Annotated in this window: 21 protein-coding genes; 14 read left to right on the top strand and 7 right to left on the bottom strand. The window is 61.6% G+C overall.

Annotated features, from left to right (window positions below; genetic code table 11):
* Positions 1-36: 36 nt before the first annotated feature.
* The 3 genes from MC269_RS12715 to MC269_RS12705 are packed head-to-tail and all read right to left on the bottom strand — an operon-like array spanning position 37 to position 3007.
* Positions 37-1005, bottom strand: a complete 969-nt coding sequence (locus tag MC269_RS12715) for a lysylphosphatidylglycerol synthase domain-containing protein (protein ID WP_239952628.1) — start codon at positions 1003-1005, stop codon at positions 37-39.
* Positions 1005-2249 carry a cardiolipin synthase ClsB gene (gene clsB / locus MC269_RS12710; protein ID WP_239952627.1) on the bottom strand — a complete coding sequence of 415 codons (1245 nt, stop codon included), beginning with the start codon at positions 2247-2249 and terminating at the stop codon, positions 1005-1007. The genes MC269_RS12715 and clsB overlap by 1 nt, the downstream gene beginning before the upstream one ends.
* Positions 2246-3007, bottom strand: a complete 762-nt coding sequence (locus MC269_RS12705; RefSeq protein WP_081136153.1) for an endonuclease/exonuclease/phosphatase family protein — start codon at positions 3005-3007, stop codon at positions 2246-2248. Before MC269_RS12705 ends, clsB begins: the two co-directional genes overlap by 4 nt.
* 179 nt (positions 3008-3186) lie before the next feature.
* Between MC269_RS12705 and MC269_RS12700 the strand changes: the two genes are divergently transcribed.
* The 4 genes from MC269_RS12700 (at position 3187) to MC269_RS12685 (ending at position 7348) form a co-directional block, all read left to right on the top strand.
* The gene (locus tag MC269_RS12700) at positions 3187-3579 is read left to right on the top strand and encodes a YbhQ family protein (RefSeq protein WP_081136150.1); all 393 of its coding nucleotides are present in this window, start codon (positions 3187-3189) and stop codon (positions 3577-3579) included.
* Between the two features lie 204 nt (positions 3580-3783).
* Positions 3784-5133: an ATP-dependent RNA helicase RhlE gene (gene rhlE, locus MC269_RS12695; protein ID WP_081136148.1), complete on the top strand. Its 1350-nt coding sequence runs from the start codon at positions 3784-3786 to the stop codon at positions 5131-5133.
* A 4-nt stretch (positions 5134-5137) separates the two neighbouring features.
* The gene (gene dusC / locus MC269_RS12690; RefSeq protein WP_239952626.1) at positions 5138-6088 is read left to right on the top strand and encodes a tRNA dihydrouridine(16) synthase DusC; all 951 of its coding nucleotides are present in this window, start codon (positions 5138-5140) and stop codon (positions 6086-6088) included.
* Between the two features lie 72 nt (positions 6089-6160).
* The gene (locus MC269_RS12685) at positions 6161-7348 is read left to right on the top strand and encodes an MFS transporter (protein WP_239952625.1); all 1188 of its coding nucleotides are present in this window, start codon (positions 6161-6163) and stop codon (positions 7346-7348) included.
* A 16-nt stretch (positions 7349-7364) separates the two neighbouring features.
* On the opposite strand, the gene MC269_RS12680 is transcribed toward MC269_RS12685, so the two are convergent.
* On the bottom strand, positions 7365-8969 hold the full coding sequence (locus MC269_RS12680) for an inorganic phosphate transporter (RefSeq protein ID WP_239952624.1): 1605 nt from the start codon (positions 8967-8969) through the stop codon (positions 7365-7367).
* Between the two features lie 166 nt (positions 8970-9135).
* On the opposite strand from MC269_RS12680, the gene MC269_RS12675 reads away from it, so the two are divergent.
* From MC269_RS12675 to MC269_RS12640, 8 genes are all read left to right on the top strand, one after another.
* Positions 9136-10149 carry a transporter gene (locus MC269_RS12675; protein WP_239952623.1) on the top strand — a complete coding sequence of 338 codons (1014 nt, stop codon included), beginning with the start codon at positions 9136-9138 and terminating at the stop codon, positions 10147-10149.
* Positions 10150-10271: 122 nt separating this feature from the next.
* Complete coding sequence (locus tag MC269_RS12670; protein WP_239952622.1) at positions 10272-11921, top strand: sensor histidine kinase; 1650 nt, start codon at positions 10272-10274, stop codon at positions 11919-11921.
* Complete coding sequence (locus MC269_RS12665) at positions 11918-12610, top strand: response regulator (protein WP_081136135.1); 693 nt, start codon at positions 11918-11920, stop codon at positions 12608-12610. The genes MC269_RS12670 and MC269_RS12665 overlap by 4 nt, the downstream gene beginning before the upstream one ends.
* Positions 12611-12769: 159 nt before the next feature.
* A complete protein-coding gene (locus MC269_RS12660; RefSeq protein ID WP_239952621.1) occupies positions 12770-13858 on the top strand; it encodes an ABC transporter substrate-binding protein in 1089 nt (362 codons plus the stop codon).
* Between the two features lie 71 nt (positions 13859-13929).
* Positions 13930-15699 carry an iron ABC transporter permease gene (locus MC269_RS12655; protein WP_239952620.1) on the top strand — a complete coding sequence of 590 codons (1770 nt, stop codon included), beginning with the start codon at positions 13930-13932 and terminating at the stop codon, positions 15697-15699.
* Positions 15692-16762, top strand: a complete 1071-nt coding sequence (locus MC269_RS12650) for an ABC transporter ATP-binding protein (protein ID WP_239952619.1) — start codon at positions 15692-15694, stop codon at positions 16760-16762. The genes MC269_RS12655 and MC269_RS12650 overlap by 8 nt, the downstream gene beginning before the upstream one ends.
* Before the next feature lie 136 nt (positions 16763-16898).
* Positions 16899-17246 (top strand): HNH nuclease YajD, encoded by a 348-nt coding sequence (gene yajD / locus MC269_RS12645; protein WP_081136124.1) that lies wholly within the window; start codon positions 16899-16901, stop codon positions 17244-17246.
* A gap of 78 nt (positions 17247-17324) precedes the next feature.
* Complete coding sequence (locus tag MC269_RS12640) at positions 17325-17855, top strand: lysozyme inhibitor LprI family protein (protein WP_239952618.1); 531 nt, start codon at positions 17325-17327, stop codon at positions 17853-17855.
* A gap of 52 nt (positions 17856-17907) precedes the next feature.
* Here MC269_RS12640 and MC269_RS12635 read toward each other — a convergent pair whose 3' ends face one another.
* Together MC269_RS12635 and MC269_RS12630 are read right to left on the bottom strand one after the other, a co-directional pair.
* A complete protein-coding gene (locus tag MC269_RS12635; RefSeq protein WP_239952617.1) occupies positions 17908-18987 on the bottom strand; it encodes a L,D-transpeptidase family protein in 1080 nt (359 codons plus the stop codon).
* A 163-nt stretch (positions 18988-19150) separates the two neighbouring features.
* Positions 19151-20965, bottom strand: a complete 1815-nt coding sequence (locus MC269_RS12630; RefSeq protein WP_239952616.1) for a glycoside hydrolase family 15 protein — start codon at positions 20963-20965, stop codon at positions 19151-19153.
* Between the two features lie 118 nt (positions 20966-21083).
* On the opposite strand from MC269_RS12630, the gene MC269_RS12625 reads away from it, so the two are divergent.
* Entirely contained in the window at positions 21084-21866 is a 783-nt protein-coding gene (locus MC269_RS12625) for an SDR family oxidoreductase (RefSeq protein WP_081136115.1), read from the top strand.
* On the opposite strand, the gene MC269_RS12620 is transcribed toward MC269_RS12625, so the two are convergent.
* Positions 21863-22438, bottom strand: a complete 576-nt coding sequence (locus MC269_RS12620; protein ID WP_081136113.1) for a DedA family protein — start codon at positions 22436-22438, stop codon at positions 21863-21865. The two genes, MC269_RS12625 and MC269_RS12620, sit on opposite strands and share 4 nt — an antisense overlap.
* Positions 22439-22645: 207 nt before the next feature.
* Here MC269_RS12620 and MC269_RS12615 point away from each other — a divergent pair, with 207 nt between their 5' ends.
* A complete protein-coding gene (locus MC269_RS12615) occupies positions 22646-23233 on the top strand; it encodes a Yip1 family protein (protein ID WP_081136111.1) in 588 nt (195 codons plus the stop codon).
* Positions 23234-23385 lie beyond the last annotated feature (152 nt).

Here is a 23385-nt window from a genome sequence, read left to right as displayed (position 1 = left end):
GCCCCATCCCTGACAGGGGGATGGGGCGAATCTGCGTTACGCACTCTTCTGCAGTTTCTGTTCATTCTTCGCGCGAAGATGCTTCGCGCGACTCTCCAGCATCAGATAGAGCACCAGCGCCAGCAGCAGCGGCAGGATAAAGTAGAGCACGCGATAGGCGAGCAGCGCGGCGATAATGGTGCCGTGCGACGCGTGCTGCCCGCTCAGCAGCGCCAGGAACACCGCCTCCAGCACGCCGATGCCCGCCGGGATATGAATAATCACCCCTGCGATACTGCTAATCAGCAGCACGCCGAGCACGATGGGATAATCCACCTGACGCGCCAGCAGCAGCCAGATAATCGCGCCCATTACCAGCCAGTTAGCGGAGGAGACCGCGAACTGAAACAGCGCCATGCGCAGCGACGGCAGCTGCAGCGTCTGACGTCGAATGTTCCACTTGCGGCGCTTTGAAAAGGCGCAGGCCCAGAGAAAGACCGCCACCACCGCCAGCAGCACCACGCCGATAATGCGCAGTGTGGTCTCGCCGATAAACCAGCCGCCGGGGATCGGCACCATGCCCGCACTAAACACTATGCCCGCCAGCAGGATATAGCCGAGCCAGTTGGTGGCGATGCTGAGCGAGAAAATGCGCGTGATGGTGGCGCTGTCCAGTCCCAGTCGCGAATAGAGCCGGTAGCGCATCGCCACGCCGCCAACCCAGGTGCTGAGCGTCAGGTTAAAGGCGTAGCAGATAAACGACACCAGCATCACCTGGCGCTTCGCCAGCTTGTGGCCGCAGTAGGCGCGGCCGATCAGGTCGTAGCAGCCGTAGGTGAGGTAGCTGACGATCACCAGCGCCACGGCGCTCAATACCGCCAGGCGGTTATAGTTGACGATAACGTTGTAGACATCTTCCCAGTTGACCTTGCGGGCATAGACCACCAGCAGCACGATCACCGCGATAAAAAAGAGCCAGGTGAGCACCTTTTTTGCCAGCTTCCACTTAGGATGTTTTTCCGCCATCAGGATTTTGCCCCTTCATTGTCTGTTTCGACCCGGTCCTGCGTCTCCATTTCCGGCTGAACCGGCGGATCGACCTGCGCAATCAGCGGCGTATGCGCGGGCAGCCAGCCGGCGATCGCCGGGAAATGGCGTAAGAAGTGAAACACCACCACGCTTTTGGTCAGCTGCCACCAGTTGCGCGGCGGCAGCCGATCCTCCTGCACGCGCTGGCAATCTTTCGCCAGCAGCTGCTCCAGATTATTGCGCAGCGTCTGGTTGAAATCGCGATCGTAGATAATCAGGTTGGCTTCGAGGTTAAGCGACAAACTGAGCGGATCGAGGTTGCTGGAGCCGACGGTGGCCCACTGGCGATCCTGCACCGCCACTTTGCCGTGCAGCGGGCGGCGAATATATTCATAGACCTCGACGCCGGCATCCACCAGATAGTTGTAGAGCAGCTCCGCGCCAACCTTGACGATCGGCATATCGGGCTCGCCCTGCACGATCAGCCTGACCCGCACGCCGCGCTGCGCCGCGCTGCGCATCTCGCGCAGCAGACGGTAGCCGGGAAAAAAGTAGGCGTTGGCGATAATCACATCCTCTTTGGCGGTGCGCAGCATATCAAGATAGTGCTTTTCGATATCGTCGCGATGCTCATCGTTGTCGCGATAGACGAACAGCACCTGCGCGTTGCCGGGCGTGGCGTTGACGGCGGGGCGCTGGGATCGGCCGCCCCACCAGCGGCGCGTCACCGCTTCGCTGCCCATCGCCTCGCGCACGTAGCGGGTGATATCCGCCACGATGGGGCCTTTGACCTCGACGGCGTAGTCCTGCTTCGCCTCCGGTCCGTAGCTGGTGTTGTGCTCGGCGGAGAAGTTAATGCCGCCAACAAAGGCGATGGTGTCGTCCACCACCACGGTTTTACGGTGCAGGCGGCGGAAGACGTTGGTGCGCATCCCCATCACCAGCGGGCGCGGATCGTAATAGATGAAGCGCACGCCCTCCGCCGTCAGGCTGTTGACGAAGTTATCGGAGAGATCCGGCGAGCCATAGCCGTCTACCATCACCTCGATCTTCACGCCGCGCTGCGCGGCGGCCAGCAGCTCGCGGTGCAGCGCGTTGCCGACATCGTCCTCAAACAGGATAAAGGTTTCCAGCAGCACGCTGCGCTCGGCGCGCTGTATCGCGCCGAACACGCGCGGGAAAAATTGTTCGCCGTTCTCCAGCAGGCGCAGCTGATTGCCATCTCGCCATTCAAAATTCATAGGTGGATCTCCACGGCGAGCGGGGCGTGATCGGACAGGTGCGACCAGGGACGGCGCGGCAGCGCCCAGGGGTGACTGACGGTGGCGTTGCGCACGTAGATGCGATCGAGGCGTAACAGCGGAAAGCGCGCCGGAAAGGTGCGCGCCGGCCGGCCGTGCTTCATGCTAAACACCTCTTTTAGCCCCGCGCCGTGCTTCAGAATGCGGTTGGCGCGCAGCTGCCAGTCGTTGAAATCCCCGGCGACCACCAGCGGCGCGTCAGGCGGCAGCGAGGCGACCATCTCGCACATCATCTTCATCTGCGCGTGGCGGTGCGCCGCTTTCAGCCCGAGATGCACGCAGATAACGTGCAGCGTGCCGTGCGGTTCTGGCAGGGCGATCTGGCAGTGCAACATGCCGCGATTTTCACTTCCTGCAACAGAAATATCACGATTTTCATACTCCTGGATGGGAAAGCGTGACAAAATCGCGTTCCCATGGTGCCCCTCCGGATAGACGGCGTTGCGCCCGTAGGCGAAATCGTTCCACATGGTGTCGGCCAGAAACTCGTAGTGCGGCGTGCCAGGCCAGTTCTCATGGTGTAAAGGATGGATGGCATGCGTGCCCATCACCTCCTGCAAAAAGACGATATCCGCCGAGGTGGCGCGAACCGCTTCACGCAGTTCCGGCAGGATAAAGCGCCGGTTAAAGGTGGTAAATCCCTTGTGGGTATTGATCGTCAGGACTTTAAGGGAAAATCCTTGCTTAGTTTGTGGCATACTCTCGACGCACTCCTTTTCATCAGCAACAGAAGTAAAGTGTAGTCTTTGTCACAAACGGGTGCGGATGAGGATGGAAATTTAGGGCGTTGTCCGAAAATTGCTTTACAGTGAGGAAACCGTTTCCGGCCTGGGCCGGTTGCACTTGGGCGACCCGTTGGGTCTGCCAGGAGAAAAGAATGAAATGGTCTAATCGTGTTCAAATCATCACCGGACAAACCTGCGTGCATATCGCCATGCACGCGCTGGTGATCGCCGCGCTGGTCTGGGGCTGGCAGCACAAAGCCCTGACCGAAGTGTGCAGCACGCTGGTAGCCGCCTATGCCGTGGTGTTTATCGCCATGCTGGTCCTGCAGCGTAGTGTTCGTTTGCGTCGCATCGGTGATTATCTTGAAGAAGCGACCACCACTTACTACTTTGGCGCGGCGATGATGACGCTGTTTATCGTCTCGCGCTATGTCCACAACGCGTTGCTGATCGGCACGCTGGGCGTAGTGATGCTGGTGGGACCGGCGCTGGTTTCGCTGCTGGCGAAAGAGCCGCCAGGACGTATCCAGAAGAAACGCAGCTAACGCGCCGCGTTCGCCACAGGGCCACCTTCGGGTGGCCTTGTTGTTTGCGGCCTTCTCGCACCCTGCGGCGAAAGCTGCTACACTGCCTGCCTTACGCATCGTAGTTTGTGCCCTTTTCACACGTTAGCCCCCGGCTGGCGTCACTTTCCCCCCTGAAAACTACACCGTGAATCGCGGTCAGGGCGGACCGGAGTAACACACTTAATGTCTTTTGACTCTCTCGGCCTGAGTGCCGATATTTTGCGTGCGGTCGCTGAACAGGGCTACCGTGAACCTACGCCTATTCAGCGCCAGGCGATCCCTGTGGTGCTCTCCGGCCGCGATCTGCTGGCCAGCGCGCAAACCGGCACCGGCAAAACCGCTGGCTTTACGCTGCCGCTGCTGCAAAAACTTTCTACTCAGGCCGCATCGGGCCGCGGTCGCCGTCCGGTGCGCGCCCTGATCCTGACCCCGACGCGCGAACTGGCCGCCCAGATCGGCGAAAACGTGCGCGACTACAGTAAATACCTCGAGCTGCGTTCGCTGGTGGTGTTTGGCGGCGTCAGCATTAACCCGCAGATGATGAAGCTGCGCGGCGGCGTCGATATTCTGGTCGCCACGCCGGGCCGTCTGCTCGATCTGGAGCACCAGAACGCGGTCGATCTGTCGCAGATCGAAGTGCTGGTGCTGGACGAAGCGGATCGCATGCTCGATATGGGCTTTATTCACGACATCCGCCGCGTGCTGGCGAAGCTGCCGGCGAAGCGTCAGAACCTGCTTTTCTCGGCCACCTTCTCCGACGACATCAAAACCCTGGCGGAAAAACTGCTGCACAACCCGGAGCAGGTTGAAGTGGCGCGCCGCAACACAGCCTCTGAGCAGGTGTCGCAGCTGGTGCACTTCGTCGACAAAAAGCGCAAACGGGAACTGCTCTCACAGCTGATCGGCGAAGGCAACTGGCAGCAGGTGCTGGTGTTTACCCGCACCAAGCACGGCGCCAACCACCTGGCGGAACAGCTGAACAAAGATGGCATCACCGCGGCGGCGATCCACGGCAATAAAAGCCAGGGCGCCCGTACCCGCGCGCTGGCCGACTTTAAAACCGGCGCCATCCGCGTGCTGGTCGCCACCGATATCGCCGCGCGCGGTCTCGATATCGAAGAGCTGCCGCACGTGGTGAACTATGAACTGCCGAACGTGGCGGAAGATTACGTGCACCGCATCGGCCGTACCGGTCGCGCCGCCGCCACCGGCGCCGCGCTCTCGTTGGTCTGCGTCGACGAGCACAAGCTGCTGCGCGACATCGAGCGTCTGCTGAAGCGTGAGATCCCGCGTATGGCGGTGCCGGGCTACGAGCCGGATCCGAGCATCAAAGCGGAGCCGATTCAGAACGGTCGCGGACAGCAGCAGCAGCCGCGCGGTCGCGGTCGCGGACAGGGCGGCGCGCCGTCATCTGCACGTCCGCAGGGCGACAAACGTGCGCCGCAGCCGCGCCGTCAGGGCCAGCCTGCGCAGGGTGACAGGCCTGCGCGTCCGTCGCGTCGTCCGGCTGCGAAGAAAACCGGAACCGCGTAACGCCATGCGGGTGTTGCTTGCCCCGATGGAGGGCGTGCTGGATTCGCTGGTGCGCGAGCTGCTGAGCGAGGTCAACGACTACGACCTCTGCGTCACCGAGTTTTTGCGCGTGGTGGATCAGCTGCTGCCGGTAAAATCCTTTTACCGGCTCTGTCCCGAGCTGCACAACAGCAGCCGCACGCCATCCGGCACGCGGGTGCGTTTGCAGCTGCTCGGGCAGTATCCTGAATGGCTGGCGGAGAATGCGGCGCGCGCGGCGGAATTAGGCTCGTGGGGCGTCGATCTCAACTGCGGCTGTCCGTCGAAGCTGGTTAACGGCAGCGGCGGCGGCGCCACACTGCTGAAAGATCCGGAACTGATCTACCGCGGCGCGAAAGCGATGCGCGAGGCGGTGCCGGCGCATCTGCCGATCACGGTAAAAGTGCGGCTCGGCTGGGATTCCGGCGAGCGGCGCTTTGAAATCGCCGACGCGGTGCAGCAGGCGGGCGCCAGCGAGCTGGTGGTGCACGGCCGCACCAAAGAGGATGGCTACCGCGCCGAGGCGATCAACTGGCAGGCGATTGGTGAGATCCGCCAGCGGCTGCGTATTCCAGTGGTGGCGAACGGCGAGATCTGGGACTGGCAGAGTGCGCAGGCGTGCATGAACGCCACCGGCTGTGATGCGGTGATGATCGGTCGCGGCGCGCTTAACGTGCCAAATCTCAGTCGGGTGGTGAAGTATAACGAGGCGCCGATGGCCTGGCCCGACGTGGTGACGCTGCTGCAGAAATACGCGCGGCTGGAGAAGCAGGGCGACACCGGCCTCTACCACGTCGCGCGCATCAAGCAGTGGCTCGGCTACCTGCGCAAAGCCTATCCGCAGGCTGACGGCCTGTTCACCACTATCCGCACGCTGAAACACTCCTCTGCTATCGCCGAAGCGATTGACCAACAGGCGCTTTCGCTGGCCCTGTGACAAAAATTCAGGCGACCCGTTAGCAGGCTAAGCGTATAGTGAAAGCCATTTTTCACAACAAGCCAGCCTGCTATGTCTGATGTCGCGGTACTGACTAACGGTCAACTCAACAAACGCATTCTCTCTGTTCTGATCTTCACCTTCTTCTGCTATCTCTCTGTCGGGCTGCCGCTGGCGGTGCTGCCGGGCTTCGTGCATAACCAGCTCGGCTTCAGCTCCTTTATGGCGGGGCTGATCATCAGCCTGCAATATTTCGCCACGCTGCTGAGCCGTCCGCAGTCGGGCCGGCTGGCGGATCGTCTGGGGCCGAAGCGGGTGGTGATGCTCGGCACGCTGCTGTGCGGCATGAGCGGCGTGCTGACCATCGCCGCCGCGCTGTGCCGCGACTGGCCGTGGCTCAGCCTGCTGCTGCTGGCGATCGGCCGCCTGTTCCTCGGCGTCGGCGAAAGCTTTAGCAGCACCGGCTCCACGCTGTGGGGCATGAATATCGTCGGACCGCTGCAGACGGCGCGCGTCATCTCCTGGAACGGCGTCGCCACCTATCTGGCGATGGCGATCGGCGCGCCGCTCGGCGTGCTGCTCAATCAGGGGCTCGGCATCAGCGGCTTTGCCGGGCTGGTGGCGGTGATGGGCGTGGTGGGCTACCTGCTGGCGAGCCGCAAACCGGCGGTCGAGGTGAATCAGGGGCAGCGCATTCCCTTTCACCGCGTCTTTTCGCGCGTCTGGCTGTTCGGCCTGGCGCTCGGCTTCGGCACCATCGGCTTCGGCGTGATCTCGACCTTTATTACCCTCTATTTCGCCAGCCGCGACTGGAGCGGCGCCGCCTTCGCGCTGTCGCTGTTCAGCCTCGGCTTTGTGCTGTTTCGCCTGCTGTTCAGCCGCACCATTACGCGCTTCGGCGGGCTGCGCGTCGCGCTGCTCTCGTTTCTGCTGGAGTGCGCCGGGCTGCTGATTATCTGGCAGGCAGAAAGCAGCGTGCTGGTGGATCTCGGCGCGCTGCTGACCGGCTGCGGCTTCTCGCTGATTTTCCCGGCGCTGGGCGTGGAGGCGGTGAAGCAGGTCGAACGGCAGGATCAGGGCTCGGCGCTCGGCGTCTACTCGGCGTTTCTCGATTTGGGGCTCGGCCTGACCGGCCCGGTGGCGGGCTTGTTGATTGGCTACTGGGGCATGCAGTCGGTCTATCTGGCGGCGGCGATGATGGTGCTGGGCGCCTTCGCCATCACGCTGCGTCTGACGCAGCGCGACAGCGGCGCGGCATAGCGTCGCGCCGCCAGCGTCAGAACTGCGAGAACAGGGCGTAGAGCCCGGCGGCCAGCAGGACAGAGACCGGCAGCGTCAAAATCCACGCCATCGCCAGATTGCGCAGCGTGGCGAGCTGTAAACCCGAGCGGTTCGCCGCCATGCTGCCCGCCACGCCCGAGGAGAGCACGTGGGTGGTGGAGACCGGCAGGCCGAAGCTGTCCGCCGCGCCGATGGTCGCCATCGCCACCAGTTCGGCGCTGGCGCCCTGCGCATAGTTGAGGTGGGTTTTGCCGATGCGCTCGCCAACGGTGACCACAATGCGTCGCCAGCCCACCATGGTGCCAAGGCCGAGCGCAATCGCCACCACCACTTTCACCCACATCGGAATAAAGCGCGTGGCGCTGTCCAGCTCCTGCTTGATCGCCGTCAGATTGCGCTGCGTCTCTTCCGGCATCGCCACCTTATTCGCCTGAATATGCTTGATCGACTCCGAGGTCAGGTACATCTGGTTGCGGGTGTTGGAGACCGCCTGCGCCGGAATATTCTCCATCGAGCCGTAGCGGCGGATCTGATCGCTGATATCGCCCAGCGTCAGCGCCAGCGCGGGCAGCACGTTGGGGGTCATCTGGTTGCTGCGCACATAGTCGGTGAGCACGTCGCGCGCGGCGGGCTGCTGCGCGCTGGCAGGCTGCAATTGCAGCAGCTGGTTTTCCGTTACCTGCGCCAGCGCCGCCACGCGCGGGATCTGATCTGGCGGCAGCGAGCGGTTCAGCGCATAGGCGATCGGCATGGTGCCCACCAGAATCAGCATAATCAGCCCCATGCCTTTCTGGCCGTCGTTGGAGCCGTGGGCGAACGAGACGCCGGTGCAGGTGAGGATCAGCAGGCCGCGGATCCAGGCGGGCGGCGGCGCGTCGCTTTTTGGCGCCTCATAGAGGTCGCGGTTGCGGATAAACGCCTTCATTGCCAGCAGCAGCAGCGCGGCGCAGATAAAGCCCACCAGCGGCGAGAGGATCAGCGAGTAGCCGATCTTAATCGCCTGATCCCAGTCGACGCCGCTCATGCCGCTGCGGCCGTGCAGCAGCGCGTTGGCGACGCCGACGCCGATAATCGAGCCGATCAGCGTGTGGGATGAGGAGGAGGGCAGGCCCAAATACCAGGTGCCCAGGTTCCAGATAATGGCGGAGAAGAGCAGCGCATAGACCATGGCGAAGCCGCCGCCGCTGCCCGCCTGCAAAATCAGCTCCACCGGCAGCAGCGAGATAATGCCGAACGCCACCACGCCGCTGGAGAGCAGCACGCCGAGAAAGTTGCACAGCCCGGACCAGACCACCGCCACGCCGGGCGTCAGCGAGTGGGTGTAGATCACCGTCGCCACCGCGTTGGCGGTGTCGTGAAAGCCGTTAACGAACTCAAACCCGAGCGCGATCACCAGCGCCAGGCCCAGCAGCAAGAAGGGCACGTAGCTGGTGACCGGCGTGTCGGTCTCCTGCACGTCGCTGAACAGGTTGAAGCCGGCGAAAGAGAGTCCGGCAACCAGTAAAATCAGGAACAGCGGTCTGGAAAACCGGTTGCGCTTGCCCGCTAGATTGGGACGGCCGGCAACCGATGGGGATGACGATAAGCTGTTTTCGCTCATAAACACCTCGGTGGAGAGTGGCAGGCGCGCCCTGTTCGCGCCCATTACTGGCAAGGGATACGCGCTTTATATGACAGAACAATGAAGTGGCGCGGCCGTTGTCATTGTGCTGTCATCAGGCTGTAGCAGGCTGTGGATCTGGTCCGCTCTGATAGTTATGCCATCCATGGTGTTTGCCCCTGATAAATCCAGTTTTGACGACGACGTGGCGGGTTTGATCCACGGCTACCTGATCTCACCAGAGGCGCCGCCGCGCCGTCTCAACGCGCGCGACGCGGTGCAGATTGCCGCAGAGCCGCGCCGCGACGGCGAATTCCTCTGGCTGCATATCAACCTCAATCACGCCCGCGCCCAGCACTGGGTTCAGCGCCATTTTCAGGTTGATGAAGATTTCTTCGAAGAGATCCATTCCGCCTCGTCGCGCACTCGCCTGGCGGAGCAGGGCGAGGCGCTGCTGGCGATCCTCAACGACGTCACCTTTAGTCGGGAAGAGCCCGGTGCGCAGAACGCCACGCTGTGGATCTGGTGTCGTCGTCAGCTGCTGGTGAGCGCGCGCTACCGTCAGGTCGATATGATTGAACGGATGCACCAGCGCCTGCAGTCGTGCGCCTTTCGCAACGCTGAAGAGATGCTGCTCAGCCTGCTCGGCGAGCAGGAGCGCCAGCTGGAGCAGGTGGTGCGGCGCATCAGTTTGGCGGTGGATGCCATTGAGGAGCGGCTGCTCAGCCCGGCGATCAAGGCGAATCGCAGCGAGCTGGGGCAGCTGCGGCGTATGCTGCTGCGCATCCAGAGCCTGCTGGCGCCGGAACCGGCCGCACTGTTCCGCCTGCTGAATCGGCCGCCCGCCTGGCTGAACCGCGATACCCTGCGCGATCTGCGCGCGTTCACCGAGGAGTTCAGCGTGGTGCTGAACGACCTGGCCAGCCTGATGGAGCGCATTCGCCTGTTGCAGGAGGAGATTGCGGCGCGCCTGATGGAGCAGAGCAACCGCACGCTGTTTCTGTTAACCGCCATTACCGTGCTGGCGCTGCCGATCAATATCGTTGCCGGCTTCTTCGGCATGAACGTCGGCGGCGTGCCGCTGGCGGGCAACCCGCACGGCTTTGTTATCCTGGTGCTGGTGGTGCTCGCCTTTACCTGCGGCGCGGGCTGGCTGGCGCTGCGACGGCCGAAAAAGTAGCGCTGGTCGCGCGGCGAGACGCTAGCCAGCTCACAACTCCCGCTTTCGCCGGTCATCGCCCGCCGGTCGCCGTGCTAGTCTCTCTCCATGCCTCGCTTCCGCCGTGCTTGACGACAGGTTGTATGAAACGCCGATACCCTTTTCAGGTAAAACTCTTTCTCTCGCTGGTGCTGTTCTCCTGCCTGCTGCTGGCGCTGCAGGGCGTCATTCTGTTTCATTTTATCGACCGCCAGCTGCATCACGATTTAGGGCAGCGCGCGCGGGTGCAGGCGAGCGAAATCGCGCTGATGCCCGGGCTGGCGGAGAAGGTGGCGAGCCGCGACCTCGCCGCTATCGCCAGGCTAATCCAGCCGCTGCGCGATCAAAGCGACGCCAGCTATATCGTCATCGGCGACGTGCATCAGCAGCATCTCTACCACTCCGAATCGCCCGAGCGCCTTAATCTGCCGCTGATTGGCGGCGACAACGCAGAGGTGCTGCAGGGGAAGACCATTATTTCGGTGCGCAAAGGAGGCATCGGCGTCTCTCTGCGCAGCAAAGCGCCCATCTTCGACGCGCAGCATCAGGTGATCGGCATCGTCTCGGTGGGCTATCTCACCTCCTATATCGCCAATATCAACGTTAGCCTGCTGTGGCAGGCGAGCCTGTATGGGCTGGCGCTGCTATTGCTGCTGTTTCTTTTTTCGTGGATGTTTAGCCGCAACCTTAAAAAACAGATGTTCTGGCTGGAGCCGAAAGATATCGCGCTGCTGGTGCTGCAGCAGAAAGCGCTGCTAGAGGCGATGTATGAAGGGGTGTTCGCCGTCAACGCCGAGCGGCAGCTGATTTTGATCAACCGCGCCGCCAGAGAGCTGCTGGCTATCGATCGCAGCGAGAGCGAGCTGCTGGGCAAGCCGCTCGATGAGGTCATTCAGATCCATCCCGCCTTTCTCAGCCAGCCCGTCGGCGACGAGAGCGGTCGGCAGCACGATCGCATCACCGTGCTTAATCAGCGCCAGGTGATCGTCAATCGGGTGGCGATCGATCTGCAACCCGGCGAGCCCGGCGGCTGGGTGTGCAGCTTTCGCGATAAAAACGATATTAATACCCTGAGCAGCCAGCTTAGCCAGGTCAAACGCTATGCGGACAGCCTGCGCATTATGCGCCATGAGCAGCTTAACTGGACCGCCACGCTGGTGGGCCTGCTGCAGATGCAGCGTTACGACGACGCGATGCGCTACATTCAGGCGCAGTCCGCCGGGGCGCAGCAGGTGCTCGATTTTGTCTCGGCGCGCTTCACCTCGCCCGCGCTGTGCGGGCTGCTGCTGGGAAAATATGTCGGCGCGCGCGAGAAGGGCGTCGAGCTGAAATTCGACCCCGCCTGTCAGCTGAGCCGTCTGCCCGCCGCCATCAGCGAAACCGCGCTGATGTCGGTGGTGGGAAACGTGCTGGATAACGCCGTCGACGCCACGCTCAGCGTTAGCCGACCGGCGCCGCCGGTAGAACTCTATATTTCCGATCGCAACCACGAGCTGGTGATCGAGGTGGCCGATCAGGGCTGCGGCGTGGATGAGGCGTTAAAACCGCATCTGTTCGAGCAGGGCGTCACCAGCAAGCCCGCCCGCGACGACGATCTGCTCGGCGCGGAGCACGGCATCGGCCTCTATCTGGCGGCGAGCTATGTGCATCAGGCGGGCGGCAGTATCGAAATCGAAGAGAATTCGCCGCAGGGCACTATTTTCTCAGTGTTTATTCCGTTTCAGCCTCCCGCATCGACAGGGATCGCCCTATGAGCAACGCAAAAGCGCTTAATGTCGTGATTGTGGAAGATGAGCCGCATCTGGCCGATCTGCATCGCGAGTTTATCGAACACCATTTTCATCTGCGCGTGGTGGGCATTGCCGCCACGCTGGCGCAGGCGCGCCAGCTGATCGAACAGCATCAGCCGCGCCTGGTGCTGCTCGACAACTATCTGCCGGACGGCCAGGGCGTCAGCCTGATCGACGATCCGCTGCTGAAGCGCTTTGAATGCTCGGTGATTTTCATCACCGCTGCCAGCGACATGCAAACCTGCAGCCACGCGATGCGCAGTGGCGCGCTGGACTATCTGCTTAAGCCGGTGTTTTTTCATCGCCTGCGCGCCTCGCTGGAACGCTTTATGCTGCTGGTGCAGACGATGCGCCAGATGAAAAAGGTCGATCAGCACGCGCTGGACCGGCTGTTTAATTTGCCGGCCAGCGAGGCGCCGGCAGCGCCGTCGACCAAAGGCATCGAGTCGCTGACGCTGGAGCGGGTGAAGCGCGTCTTCAGCGAGGCGCCCGGCAGCAGCTGGTCGGTGGAGCAGGTGGTAGAAAGCGTCGGCATCAGCAAAACCACGGGACGCCGCTATCTGGAGTACTGCGTAGAGATCGGCTTTATCGGCGTGGAGATGCAGTACGGCAACATCGGCCACCCGCGGCGGCTCTATCGCAAAAGCGGGTGATCGGGCGCGGGCGAGGGCGCGGTTTTAATGGTGTTAATTGCCGAAAAACCGCCAATAATCACACTTCGCGAAGATAACGCTCCGCCACCTCTTGTCTCGCCAGAGCGATCGGCTATGTTGACCTTTAGTTCCCAAAGTGTAACTAAAAGGTTAAATATAATGTCGAACAGATCTTCTCTTTCTCTGGTAGCCGCGACCGTACTCTTCTCCTGCTCCGCCTTCTCTGCGCCGCCACAGGGCTATCCGGCGGACTATCAAAGCGTCATTGACGGCGCAACGAAAGAAGGCAAGGTGGTGATCTACTCTACTACCGACACCAAAGCCGCCGGGCCGCTGATTAAAGGGTTTGAGGCCGCCTATCCCGGCATCAAGGTTGAATACAACGATATGAACAGCACCGAGCTGTACAACCGTTTTATCAGCGAGCAGGCCTCGGGCGGCACCAGCGGCGACGTGGTGTGGAGTTCCTCTATGGACACCGGCCTGAAGCTGGCCACCGACTACGCGCAGGAGTATCAGTCTCCGGAGCTGCCGCAGCTGCCGAAGTGGGCGGTGTGGAAAAACAGGGCCTACGGCACCACCTACGAGCCGGTGGTGATCATCTATAACAAACGGCTGATCCCCGCCGGCGACGTGCCCGACTCGCACGCCGCGCTGGCAAAGCTGATCGCCAGCCAGACCGACAAATTCAAAAGCAAAGTCACCACCTACGATATTGAGAAATCGGGCCTCGGCTTTATGCTGTCGGTGCAGGATTCCAAAGCCGATCCGCACTACTTCACCACCCTGGCCGACGTGGCCAAAGGTGGCCTGGCGGTGCAGTCCTCTACCGGCACCATGATGGAAAGGGTGTCGTCCGGCGAAAACCTGATTGGCTTCAACATCCTCGGCTCCTACGCGGAGGCACGCGCCAAAACCGATCCGTCGCTGGGTATCGCCTATCCGAAGGATTATATGCTGGTGCTGTCGCGCGTCTCCTTTATCAGCCAGCAGGCGCAAAACAGCCATGCGGCGAAGCTGTGGCTCGACTACGTGCTCTCAGAGAAGGGGCAGAGCATCCTGGCGAACCAGTCTGACATCCCCTCGCTGCGCAACGATATCGAAGGCAAAAACGACATTGACGGCCTGACCAAAATGGCTGGCAACGCGCTGAAGCCGATCCGGGTGGACGAAACGCTGCTGGAGTATCTGCAGCCGAAAAAACGTCTCGATTACATCAAACAGTGGCGCGCGGCCGCCGGTAAATAACGGCAGTACGGAAGCGCGGCCCGCTGCGCCGCGCTTCTCTTTCTCTTGATTTCGCCATTCAGGGTCTCGATATGAGTGCATTGCGCAGAAAGTGGCAAAGCCTGCCGCGTGGCGTGGTGGTGCTGATAACCGCGCTGGTTATCTACGTTCCGCTGTCGTTTATTGTTATCCAGAGTTTTTTATCCGCGCCGTTTTTTGCGCCGTCGAAGGCGTGGAGCCTGGAGTCGTTTGAATTTATTTTTACCGATCCCGATTTTTATAAGGCGCTGAGAAGCGGCTTTATTCTCGCCTTTGGGCTGGTGGCGATCGCCATTCCGCTGGGCGGCATTCTGGCGTTCCTGATGGTGCGTACCGACTTACCAGGCAGGCGCATTATCGAGCCGCTGATCCTCGTGCCGATTTTCGTCTCGCCGATGGTGCTGGGGTTCGGCTATGTGGTGGCCGCCGGGCCGGTCGGCTTCTTTTCGCTCTGGGCGCAGTCTCTGCTCGGCTTCGTGCCGTGGAACATCTACGACATGTCGAGCATCGTGGTGATTGCCGGCCTGACGCACGTTCCTCACGCCTATCTCTATATCTCTTCGGCGCTGCGCAGCGTCGGCTCGGATGTGGAAGAGGCCGCGCGCATCGCCGGCGCCTCGCCGCTGCAGGTGATGACCGCGGTGAGCCTGCCGATGGTGCGTCCCTCAATTCTCTACGCCATCGTGCTGCTGTTTTTCCTCGGGCTGGAGGTGTTTGGCCTGATGCTGGTGCTGGGCGATCCAGAAGGCAACATGGTGCTCGCCACCTATCTCTATCAGCTGACCAATAAGCTCGGCACGCCTTCCTATCACCTGATGGCCGCGGTGGCGGTAGTGCTGATCTGCATCACCATCCCGCTGGTGATGCTGCAGCGTCGCCTGATGCGCACCGCCAACCGTTTCGTGACGCTAAAGGGCAAAGCCTCCCAGTCGCGCGCCCTGCCGCTGGGGAAATGGCGCTGGGTGGCGGGCGCGGTGGTGGCGTTCTGGCTGACGGTAACCATCGGCGTGCCGCTGATCGGCGTGGTGCTGCGCGCCTTTATCTCTAACTGGGGCGTCGGCGTTTCGCTGTGGGATGAGCTGTCGGTCAAAACCTTCCAGACCATCTGGGCACAGCCGAACCTGCTGCGCGCCATCGTCAACTCAATGGCGATCGGCGTCATCGGCGGCGCGCTGGCGGTGGGATGCTATCTGTTTATCGGCATCGCCATGCACCGTAAGCCCGACAACACCACGCGCTTTCTCGACTACAGCGTGCTGGTGCCGCGCGCGGTGCCGGGGCTGCTGGCGGGCCTGGCGTTTCTCTGGGTGTTTCTGTTCCTGCCGCTGTGGCTGGACAACGCGCTGAAGTCAGGCTGGCTCTCCGACTTCGCCTGGTCGCAGTGGCTGCGCGATAACCTGGTCGTCTGGCTGCGTTCGCTGCGCAGCACCATCTTCAGCGTCTGGCTCGCCTACACCGTGGTGTGGATGGCGTATGGCCTGCGGCTGATCTCCTCGACGCTGCTGCAGGTTGGGCCGGAGCTGGAGGAGGCGGCGCGCAGCACCGGCGCCACGCGCGGGCAGATTACGCGTCACGTTACCATTCCGCTCTCGCGCTACGGCCTGATTGGCTCTTGGCTGCTGATGTTTCTGATTTTTGAACGTGAATACTCTACCGGCGTTTACCTGCTTTCGCCCGGTACGGAAACCATCGGCTCGATGCTGGTTTCCCTGTGGGCGGCGGGCGCCATTGATATCGTCGCCGCGCTCTCTTTTATCAACATCCTGCTGGTGGTGGTCGGTCTGGGTATCGCCCTGCGATTCGGAGTTAAATTACATGACTGAGTTATCGGTAGAAGATCTGCATTTAACCTATGGCGACAACCCGGTGCTGAAAGGGGTCTCCATGAACCTGCAGCGCGGCGAGGTGGTTTCGCTGCTGGGCCCCTCCGGCAGCGGCAAAACCACGCTGCTGCGCGCCGTGGCCGGGCTGGAAAAACCGACGCAGGGCACCATCGTTATCGGCAAAAACCGGGTTTACGCCGGTACGCCGCGCAGCGAGATCCCGGCGGAAGAGCGTAATCTGGGGCTGGTGTTCCAGTCCTACGCGCTGTGGCCGCATAAAACGGTGTTCGAGAACGTGGCCTATCCGCTTAAGCTGCGCAAGGTGCCCTCGACGGAGATCGCGCAACGGGTGCAGGATGTGCTGAACCAGCTGGGGCTGGGCCATCTTGGCAAGCGCCATCCGCACCAGCTCTCCGGCGGACAGCAGCAGCGCGTTGCGATTGGCCGCGCGCTGGTCTATAACCCGCCGGTGATCCTGCTGGATGAGCCGCTGTCGAACCTCGACGCCAAACTGCGCGAAGAGGCGCGCGTCTTTCTGCGCGAGCTGATTATTAAACTCGGCCTCTCCGCGCTGATGGTCACGCACGATCAAAACGAGGCGATGGCGATTTCCGATCGCATCCTGCTGCTGAATAACGGCAGGATCGAGCAGCAGGGCACGCCGCAGGAGATGTACGGATCGCCTAAAACCCTCTTTACCGCCGAGTTTATGGGCAGCAACAACCGGCTGCACGGGAAAATCACCGAGCTGCGCGACGGCAACGCGCGCATCGAGGGTAAGGGCTGGACGCTGTGGGGCAAGGCGGGCGAAGGGGTGCAGCTCGGCCAGGAGGCCACGGCGGTGATCCGGGTCGAGCGCGTGAAGCTGGTAGAGGGGCCGGGCGAAAACCAGCTGGAACTGCCGCTGCTCACCAGCATGTACCTTGGCGATCGCTGGGAATACCTGTTCCGCACCGCGGGCGACGATTTCGTCATCCGCGCCTACGGCAGCGAGGTGCGCGATCCGCAGCACTGCCACCTGGCGCTGCCTGAAAACCATCTGTGGATCTTCCCCAAATCCTGATAGCGCGGGGCGGCGTCTGCCGCCCCCGCAACCGCTACGACTCGCAACATAGAGCGGACGCGGCAGTCAACTTGATGTACCTTGTTAGCCAGACTATCCCGGCAACACGATTTTTCTCTGACAGGTAACATCGACCATGGCTCTTATCCCCAAAAACTACGCGCGGCTGGAAAGCGGCTACCGTGAGAAGGCATTAAAAATCTATCCCTGGGTTTGCGGACGCTGCGCGCGTGAGTTTGTCTACTCCAACCTGCGCGAATTAACCGTGCATCATATCGACCATGACCATACCAACAACCCGGAAGATGGCAGCAACTGGGAGCTGCTGTGTCTCTATTGTCATGACCACGAGCACTCAAAATATACCGAAGCGGATCAGTACGGCACCCGCGTGGTGGCGGGAGAGGATGCGCAAAAAGAGGTGGGTGAAGCCACCTATAATCCGTTTGCCGATTTAAAGTCGATGCTGAATAAGAAGAAGTAACCAGGAGCGGCCTTGCCGGCCCACGTTTAGCGGCGATGAATTCAGAGCCGCTTAGCTTTTCAAACAAGAGGAGGTGTTATGCTGAGGACGCTTATTCACACCACCGGCGCGCTGCTGCTGGTCAGCCTGGCGGCGCCGGTTTTTGCCGCGACGGAGCGGGCTGCTTTACCGGGCAGCACCCTGGAGAACGGCGCAGAGATCTTCCAGATAAGCTGTCCGGATAATCCCCAGCAAACCACCCTCGATATGAACGCGTGCTATGGAGAGATGAAGGCGCAGGTGGAAGCCGTTAAGGGGCACTATCTGACGGCGATAAGGAAGCGCCTTGCCGAGAACGGCGATGAGCCGGCAGAACAAAGCCAGGAACAGCTGGCGGCGTTCGAGGCGGAAAATAACGCCTGGGACGCGCTGGAAGAGAAGGCCTCCGCCGCCACCGCAACCTACTGGCAAGGCGGCACTATTAGGGGCGTGATGGGCGCCGATCGCGCTATCCAGCTTATCGAGCTGCGCATCCATAACCAGTGGGATAACTGGCTGCGCTATCAGGACTCCACGCCCGCGCTGCTGCCCGAACCAAAATTTAAACAGGCTGGCCAGGCGCGAGGGTAGTCCGCCCGTAAAAAAGCCCGCTAATTGCGGGCTTTTTTTCAGCGAGATAACCTTATGACGGATTATCAGCGGCAGCGGGCTGCGGCTGCGGCGCCGCATTCGGGTCGACGACGTTCGCGCCCTGCGGCGTTACCGGCGTCATCGGCTCCTCTTTCGGCTGCGCGCCCGGCGCTTCCGGCACCTCGGTCGGTGCGGTCTGCACGCTGTCGGCAACGCCGTTGACTTTCGTCGGCATCCCGGTGCGGTTCTGAATCGCGGCGTTAACCTGATCCTGGCTGACGCTGGCGTCGGTGATCACTTTGGTCACTGCCGAAGTCAGGGTAATCGGCACCACTTCGCGCGAGTTAAACTGCTCTTCAGTGGTAGAGAGCGGGTTGTGCACCTCGACATAGCGCGAACCGTCCGGCTCCACCGTGGCCTTCACCGGCTGGTCGATAAACTGCACGCGCGTGCCGACCGGCACGTTTTCAAACAGCCATTTGATATCGTCGGCGCGCAGACGCACGCAGCCGTGGCTGACGCGCAGGCCGATGCCGAAATTGGCGTTGGTGCCGTGGATGGCGTAGAGACGACCGATATAGAGCGCGTAGAGGCCCATCGGGTTGTCCGGGCCAGCCGGGAAGACTTCCGGCAGGTTCTCGCCGCGCGAGGCGTACTCCGCGTGCATCGCTTTGGTCGGCGTCCAGGTCGGGCCCGCTTTCTTACGCTGCACTGAGGTGGTCCAGTTGATCGGGGTATCTTTGCCCAACTCGCCGATACCGATCGGCAGCACAACCACGGTTTTGGTGCCTTTCGGGTAATAGTAGAGGCGCATCTCCGCGCTGTTGATCACAATGCCTTCGCGCGGGGCGTCAGGCAGAATCAACTGCTGCGGAACGATCATTTTTTTGCCCGCCTGCGGCAGATAGACATCCATGCCAGGGTTGGCTTCCAGCATATTGCTGAGGCCCATCTGGTATTGCGCCGCAAAGGCTTCCAGCGGCAGCTTGTTATCCTGCGGGACGGTGATCTCAATATTTTGCCCAACCAGACGGCTGTTGGCGGCTGGTAAGGGGTAAACCACAGCGAAGGCGGACTGACTGAATGCAGCCAGCGCCAGAGCCATTGAAGCGAACGCGCGAATCATTTTCATATTTTACAAGTCGTTATGGCCTGTTAGCAGGCTTGTCAGTTTATCGAACCCGTACCGGTCAGCGTGACCGGCTGCACATTATATGGGCATTGTTTCGATGTTGTGAATCAGGATTTTAGCAGCCAGCGCAGACTTTAGGTATCCAGCTGTGTCATCGGGGCCGTCAGGGCTGCCATAAGGTCACCTCGCCGCTCAGTTTCCGGTTGAGAAAAAAGGCGGCGCTGATCAGCGCCAGGTGCGTCAGCGCCTGCGGCATATTGCCCAGCGCGCGGCCGTGGCTGTCAAACTCCTCAGCATACAGACCGAGCGGATTGGCGTAGCTCAGCAGCTTTTCAAACTCGAAATGCGCCTCATGGATGCGCCCGGCGCGCGCCAGACACTCCACATACCAGAAGGAACAGGCGCCGAACGATCCTTCCGAGCCGGTCAGGCCGTCGGCGGGCGTCTCGTCGATATTGTAGCGGCGCACCATGCCGTCGCTCACCAACTCACGCTTGATGGCGTCGAGCGTCGACAGCCATTCTGGATCGGTGGCGCCGACGAAGCGCACCAGCGGCATCAGCAGCATTGAGGCGTCGAGATAGTCGCCGTGACGCGTCGAGACAAAGTGGCCGCGCTCGGCGTTCCAGAAGTTTTGCCAGATATCGGCGCGGATCTCGCTGCGCGCGCTGTCCCAGCGGGCGTAGGGCATCGGCAGCGAGCGCTTCATGCCGAGACGCAGCGCGCGGTCCAGCGCCACCCAGCACATCAGGCGCGAGTGCAGAAAGTGCTCCGGCTCGCCGCGCATCTCCCAGATACCGGCGTCGGGCTGATTCCAGTTTTCGCATACCATGTCGATCATCTGCGCCACGTGCTGCCAGCCGCGCTCCGAGATCGCTTCGCCATACTTATTCGCCAGATAGACCGCATCCATCAGCTCGCCGTAAATATCGAGCTGCGTCTGCTGCCAGGCGTCGTTGCCGATGCGCACCGGCCGCGAGTCGGCGTAGCCGGAGAGGTTAAGCAGCTCGATTTCGTGCAGTTCGATGCCGCTGTCGAGACGGTACATCACCTGCAAACGCATCTCGTCATGATGGCTGTTCTCGACGCAGCGGCCGACCCAGCGGGTAAAGTGTTTCGCTTCGTCCACGTAGCCGAGGCGCATCAGCGCATACATGCTGAACGAGGCGTCGCGGATCCAGGAGGCGCGATAGTCCCAGTTGCGCTCGCCGCCCAGCTCTTCCGGCAGGCCGAAGGTGGCGGCGGCGGCAATAGAGCCGTGCTGGCTGGAGGTAAGCAGCTTCAGCGCCAGCGCCGAGCGCTGCACCATCTCCTGCCAGCGTCCGCTGTAGTTGCTTTTTTTGCTCCAGCGTCGCCAGTAGTTAATGGTTTCTTCAAAGCAGGTTTCGGTGGCGACGGCGCCGATGCGCGCGTCCTGCTGATTACTGAACTCGAACTCGACGTGCTCACCCGACTGGAGTTGAAAACGCGCCGTAGCAGCGTGCGCGTCGCAGCTCAGCGGCACCGTGGCGGCGAGGCGTAGCGTTGGCTGATCCTCGGCGTAAAAATCGACGCAGTCGCCTTCCGCCTGCGCGCGGGTCGAGGCGCGCGCGTAGTCGTGACGCGGTGCGCAGCGCATGGTGAACCAGGCGCTGCCGCGCACCATTTTGACGCGGCGGATCAGGCGCGGCTGTTTTTTCGCGTCGTCGCAGATCGGCATATAGTCGGTGATCTCCGCGACGCCTTCCTCGCCCAGCCAGCGCGTCTGGAGAATGTTGGTGTCGGGCAGATAGAGCTGCTGACGCCGCACGTTTTTCCACTCCGGCGCCAGCGAAAAGAGTCCCGCGTCGTCGCTGTCGAGCAGCGCGGCGAACACCGACGGGCTGTCGAGCGCCGGCCAGCAGAGATAATCGATGGTGCCGTCGTTCGCCACCAGCGCGCAGGTGCGCAGATCGCCAATGATGCCGTGATCTTCAATCGGGCGTTTTATCTTGCTCATCCTCATCTCCATAGCGGGCAATCTGTTAACTATAGACAAAGCGGCTCAGGAGGCGGCGGCTGGACAACCGCGGAGAGCTTCTATACTTCAGCTTACCCGACACCCTGAGGAAGCAACTATGACCACACCACAGACCAAAGTCGCCGTCGTCACCGCATCCGACTCCGGCATTGGCCGCGCCAGCGCCCTGATGCTGGCGGATCTGGGCTACGATCTCGGCATCACCTGGCGTTCCGACGAAGCGGGAGCGCAGGAGACCGCGCGCCTGGTGCGCGATAAGGGCCGCCGCGCCGAAATCATTCACCTCGATCTCGCCGATCCGCAAGAAGGTGGCCGCGCGCTCTCGGCGCTGATCGACAGGTTAGGGCGCATCGACGCGCTGGTGAACAACGCCGGCGCCAACGCCAAATCGCCCTTCCTCGAGACGCCGTTTGACGAGTGGCGCAAGGTGTTCAGCGTCGACGTCGACGGCGCCTTTGTGTGCGGCCAAATCGCCGCGCGCAAAATGGTGGAGCAGGGCGACGGCGGGCGCATCATCAATATTACCTCGGTGCATGAGCATACGCCGCTGCCGGACGCTGTCGCCTACACGGCGGCGAAGCACGCCATGGGCGGCCTGACCAAATCGATGGCCATCAGCCTGATCAAAGAGAATATTCTGGTGAATTCAGTGGCGCCCGGCGCCATTGCCACGCCGATGAACAACATGGGCGACGGCGACGCGCAGAAGATCAAGACGCCGGAAATCCCGATTGGGCGGCCCGGCGACGTGCGCGAGATCGCCAGCCTGGTTGCCTGGCTCTGCTCGGAGTGGGCCAGCTACACCACCGGACAATCTTTTATCGTCGACGGCGGCTTTATGCTGGCCAATCCGCAGTTCTACGGCGGGAAAGATATCTAACCGGCGCGGCGGGTGTTCCAGCGACGGATCACCCAACGCAGCGCAAAGGCGAAGATCACCGCCGCGACCAGCCACAGAATATGTTTCAGGTGCTGGTCGAGCTTGTGCAGCCAGGGGGCGATCATGCCGCCGGCAAAGTAGCCCAGGGCGACGAAGATGGTCGCCCAGATCGCTGCACCGACGATATTGAGCAGGAAAAACTTCATCGGCTTCAAGTGACTGGCGCCGATGATAATCGGGCCGATAATGCGAAAGCCGTACATAAAGCGCACGCCAATAACAAACAGGCTGGGATGACGCTGGATCAGGCGGTTCGCCTTGACCACTTTGTCCTGATGTTTTTTCAGCTTGCGCAGGATCTTTGTGCCGTAGCGACGGCCGATCCAGTAGAGCAGTTCATCGCCGATCACCCCGCCGGCCATCGCCGCCAGCACCACGCCGCCAAAATTCAGCAGCCCTTCATGCGCCGCGACGCCGCCCAGCAGGGTAAAGGTTTCGCCCTCGGCGATACAGCCGATCAGCATCGCCAGGTAGCCGTACTGCGTAATTAATCCATTGATATCGAAATGCAAAAGTGAACTCCCTGCTTTGTCCGCGATCTCTACATTCTATACCGCTTCGGCCAATCCTTCCGGCCGACGACGCGCGGCGCGACAATTTTTTGCCGATCGCCGGCGCGCTGGCTACAAAAGCAGCAACCCCGTTTATACTTCAGTGACGCTGCCTGAAAAATCGCTCGGCATGGATAAGGCGGCTTATCGCATCAGAGAGGTGATGATATGAACCATGTCTGGGGTCTTATGGCGCATCCCGATCGGGAGATGCGTGATATCAAGCAAGAGAACGAGAGCGTTTCGCACCACTACACCCACCACGTTCTGCTGATGGCAGCGATCCCGGTGATCTGCGCCTTTATCGGCACCACGCAGCTGGGCTGGAACCTGGGCGAAGGGCAATTTATTCAACTCAACCTGCTGACCGGCATTGCGCTCGGCGTCCTGTTTTACCTGATTATCTTAGGCGGCGTGGCGGTGATGGGGCGCGTGATCCACTGGATGGCGCGCGACTACCCGCAGCGGCCCAGCATACAGCGCTGCACCGTGTTTGCCGGCTATGTGGCGACGCCGCTGTTTTTAAGCGGCCTGGTGGCGCTTTATCCGCTGGTCTGGCTCTGCGTGCTGGTGGGCGCGCTGGCGCTGGTCTATACCGGCTATCTGCTCTATCTCGGCATTCCGCTGTTCCTGAATATCGACCGCGACGAAAGCCTGCGCTTCTCCGGCTCGACGCTGGCCATCGGCGTGCTGGTGTTTGAGGTGCTGCTGGCGCTGACCGTGGTGCTGTGGGGCTACGGGCCGCGACTCTTTTAACGCGCCGCTCAGCTCACCAGGCGTTCCGCCGGCTTAGCGTCGCGGAACGCTTTTTTTTAACGGTCGGAAACATTCTCACCAGGAAATTTCTTACGCTTCCGCGTATTATGCCCCTGCCAGCCTCCGCGTGATTGGCTTTGCGGCGGGCGGCC

This window comes from Pantoea sp. Z09 (assembly GCF_022394795.1).
GTDB classification, from domain to species: domain Bacteria; phylum Pseudomonadota; class Gammaproteobacteria; order Enterobacterales; family Enterobacteriaceae; genus Pantoea; species Pantoea latae.
This window is presented reverse-complemented; position numbering and strand designations above follow the sequence as displayed.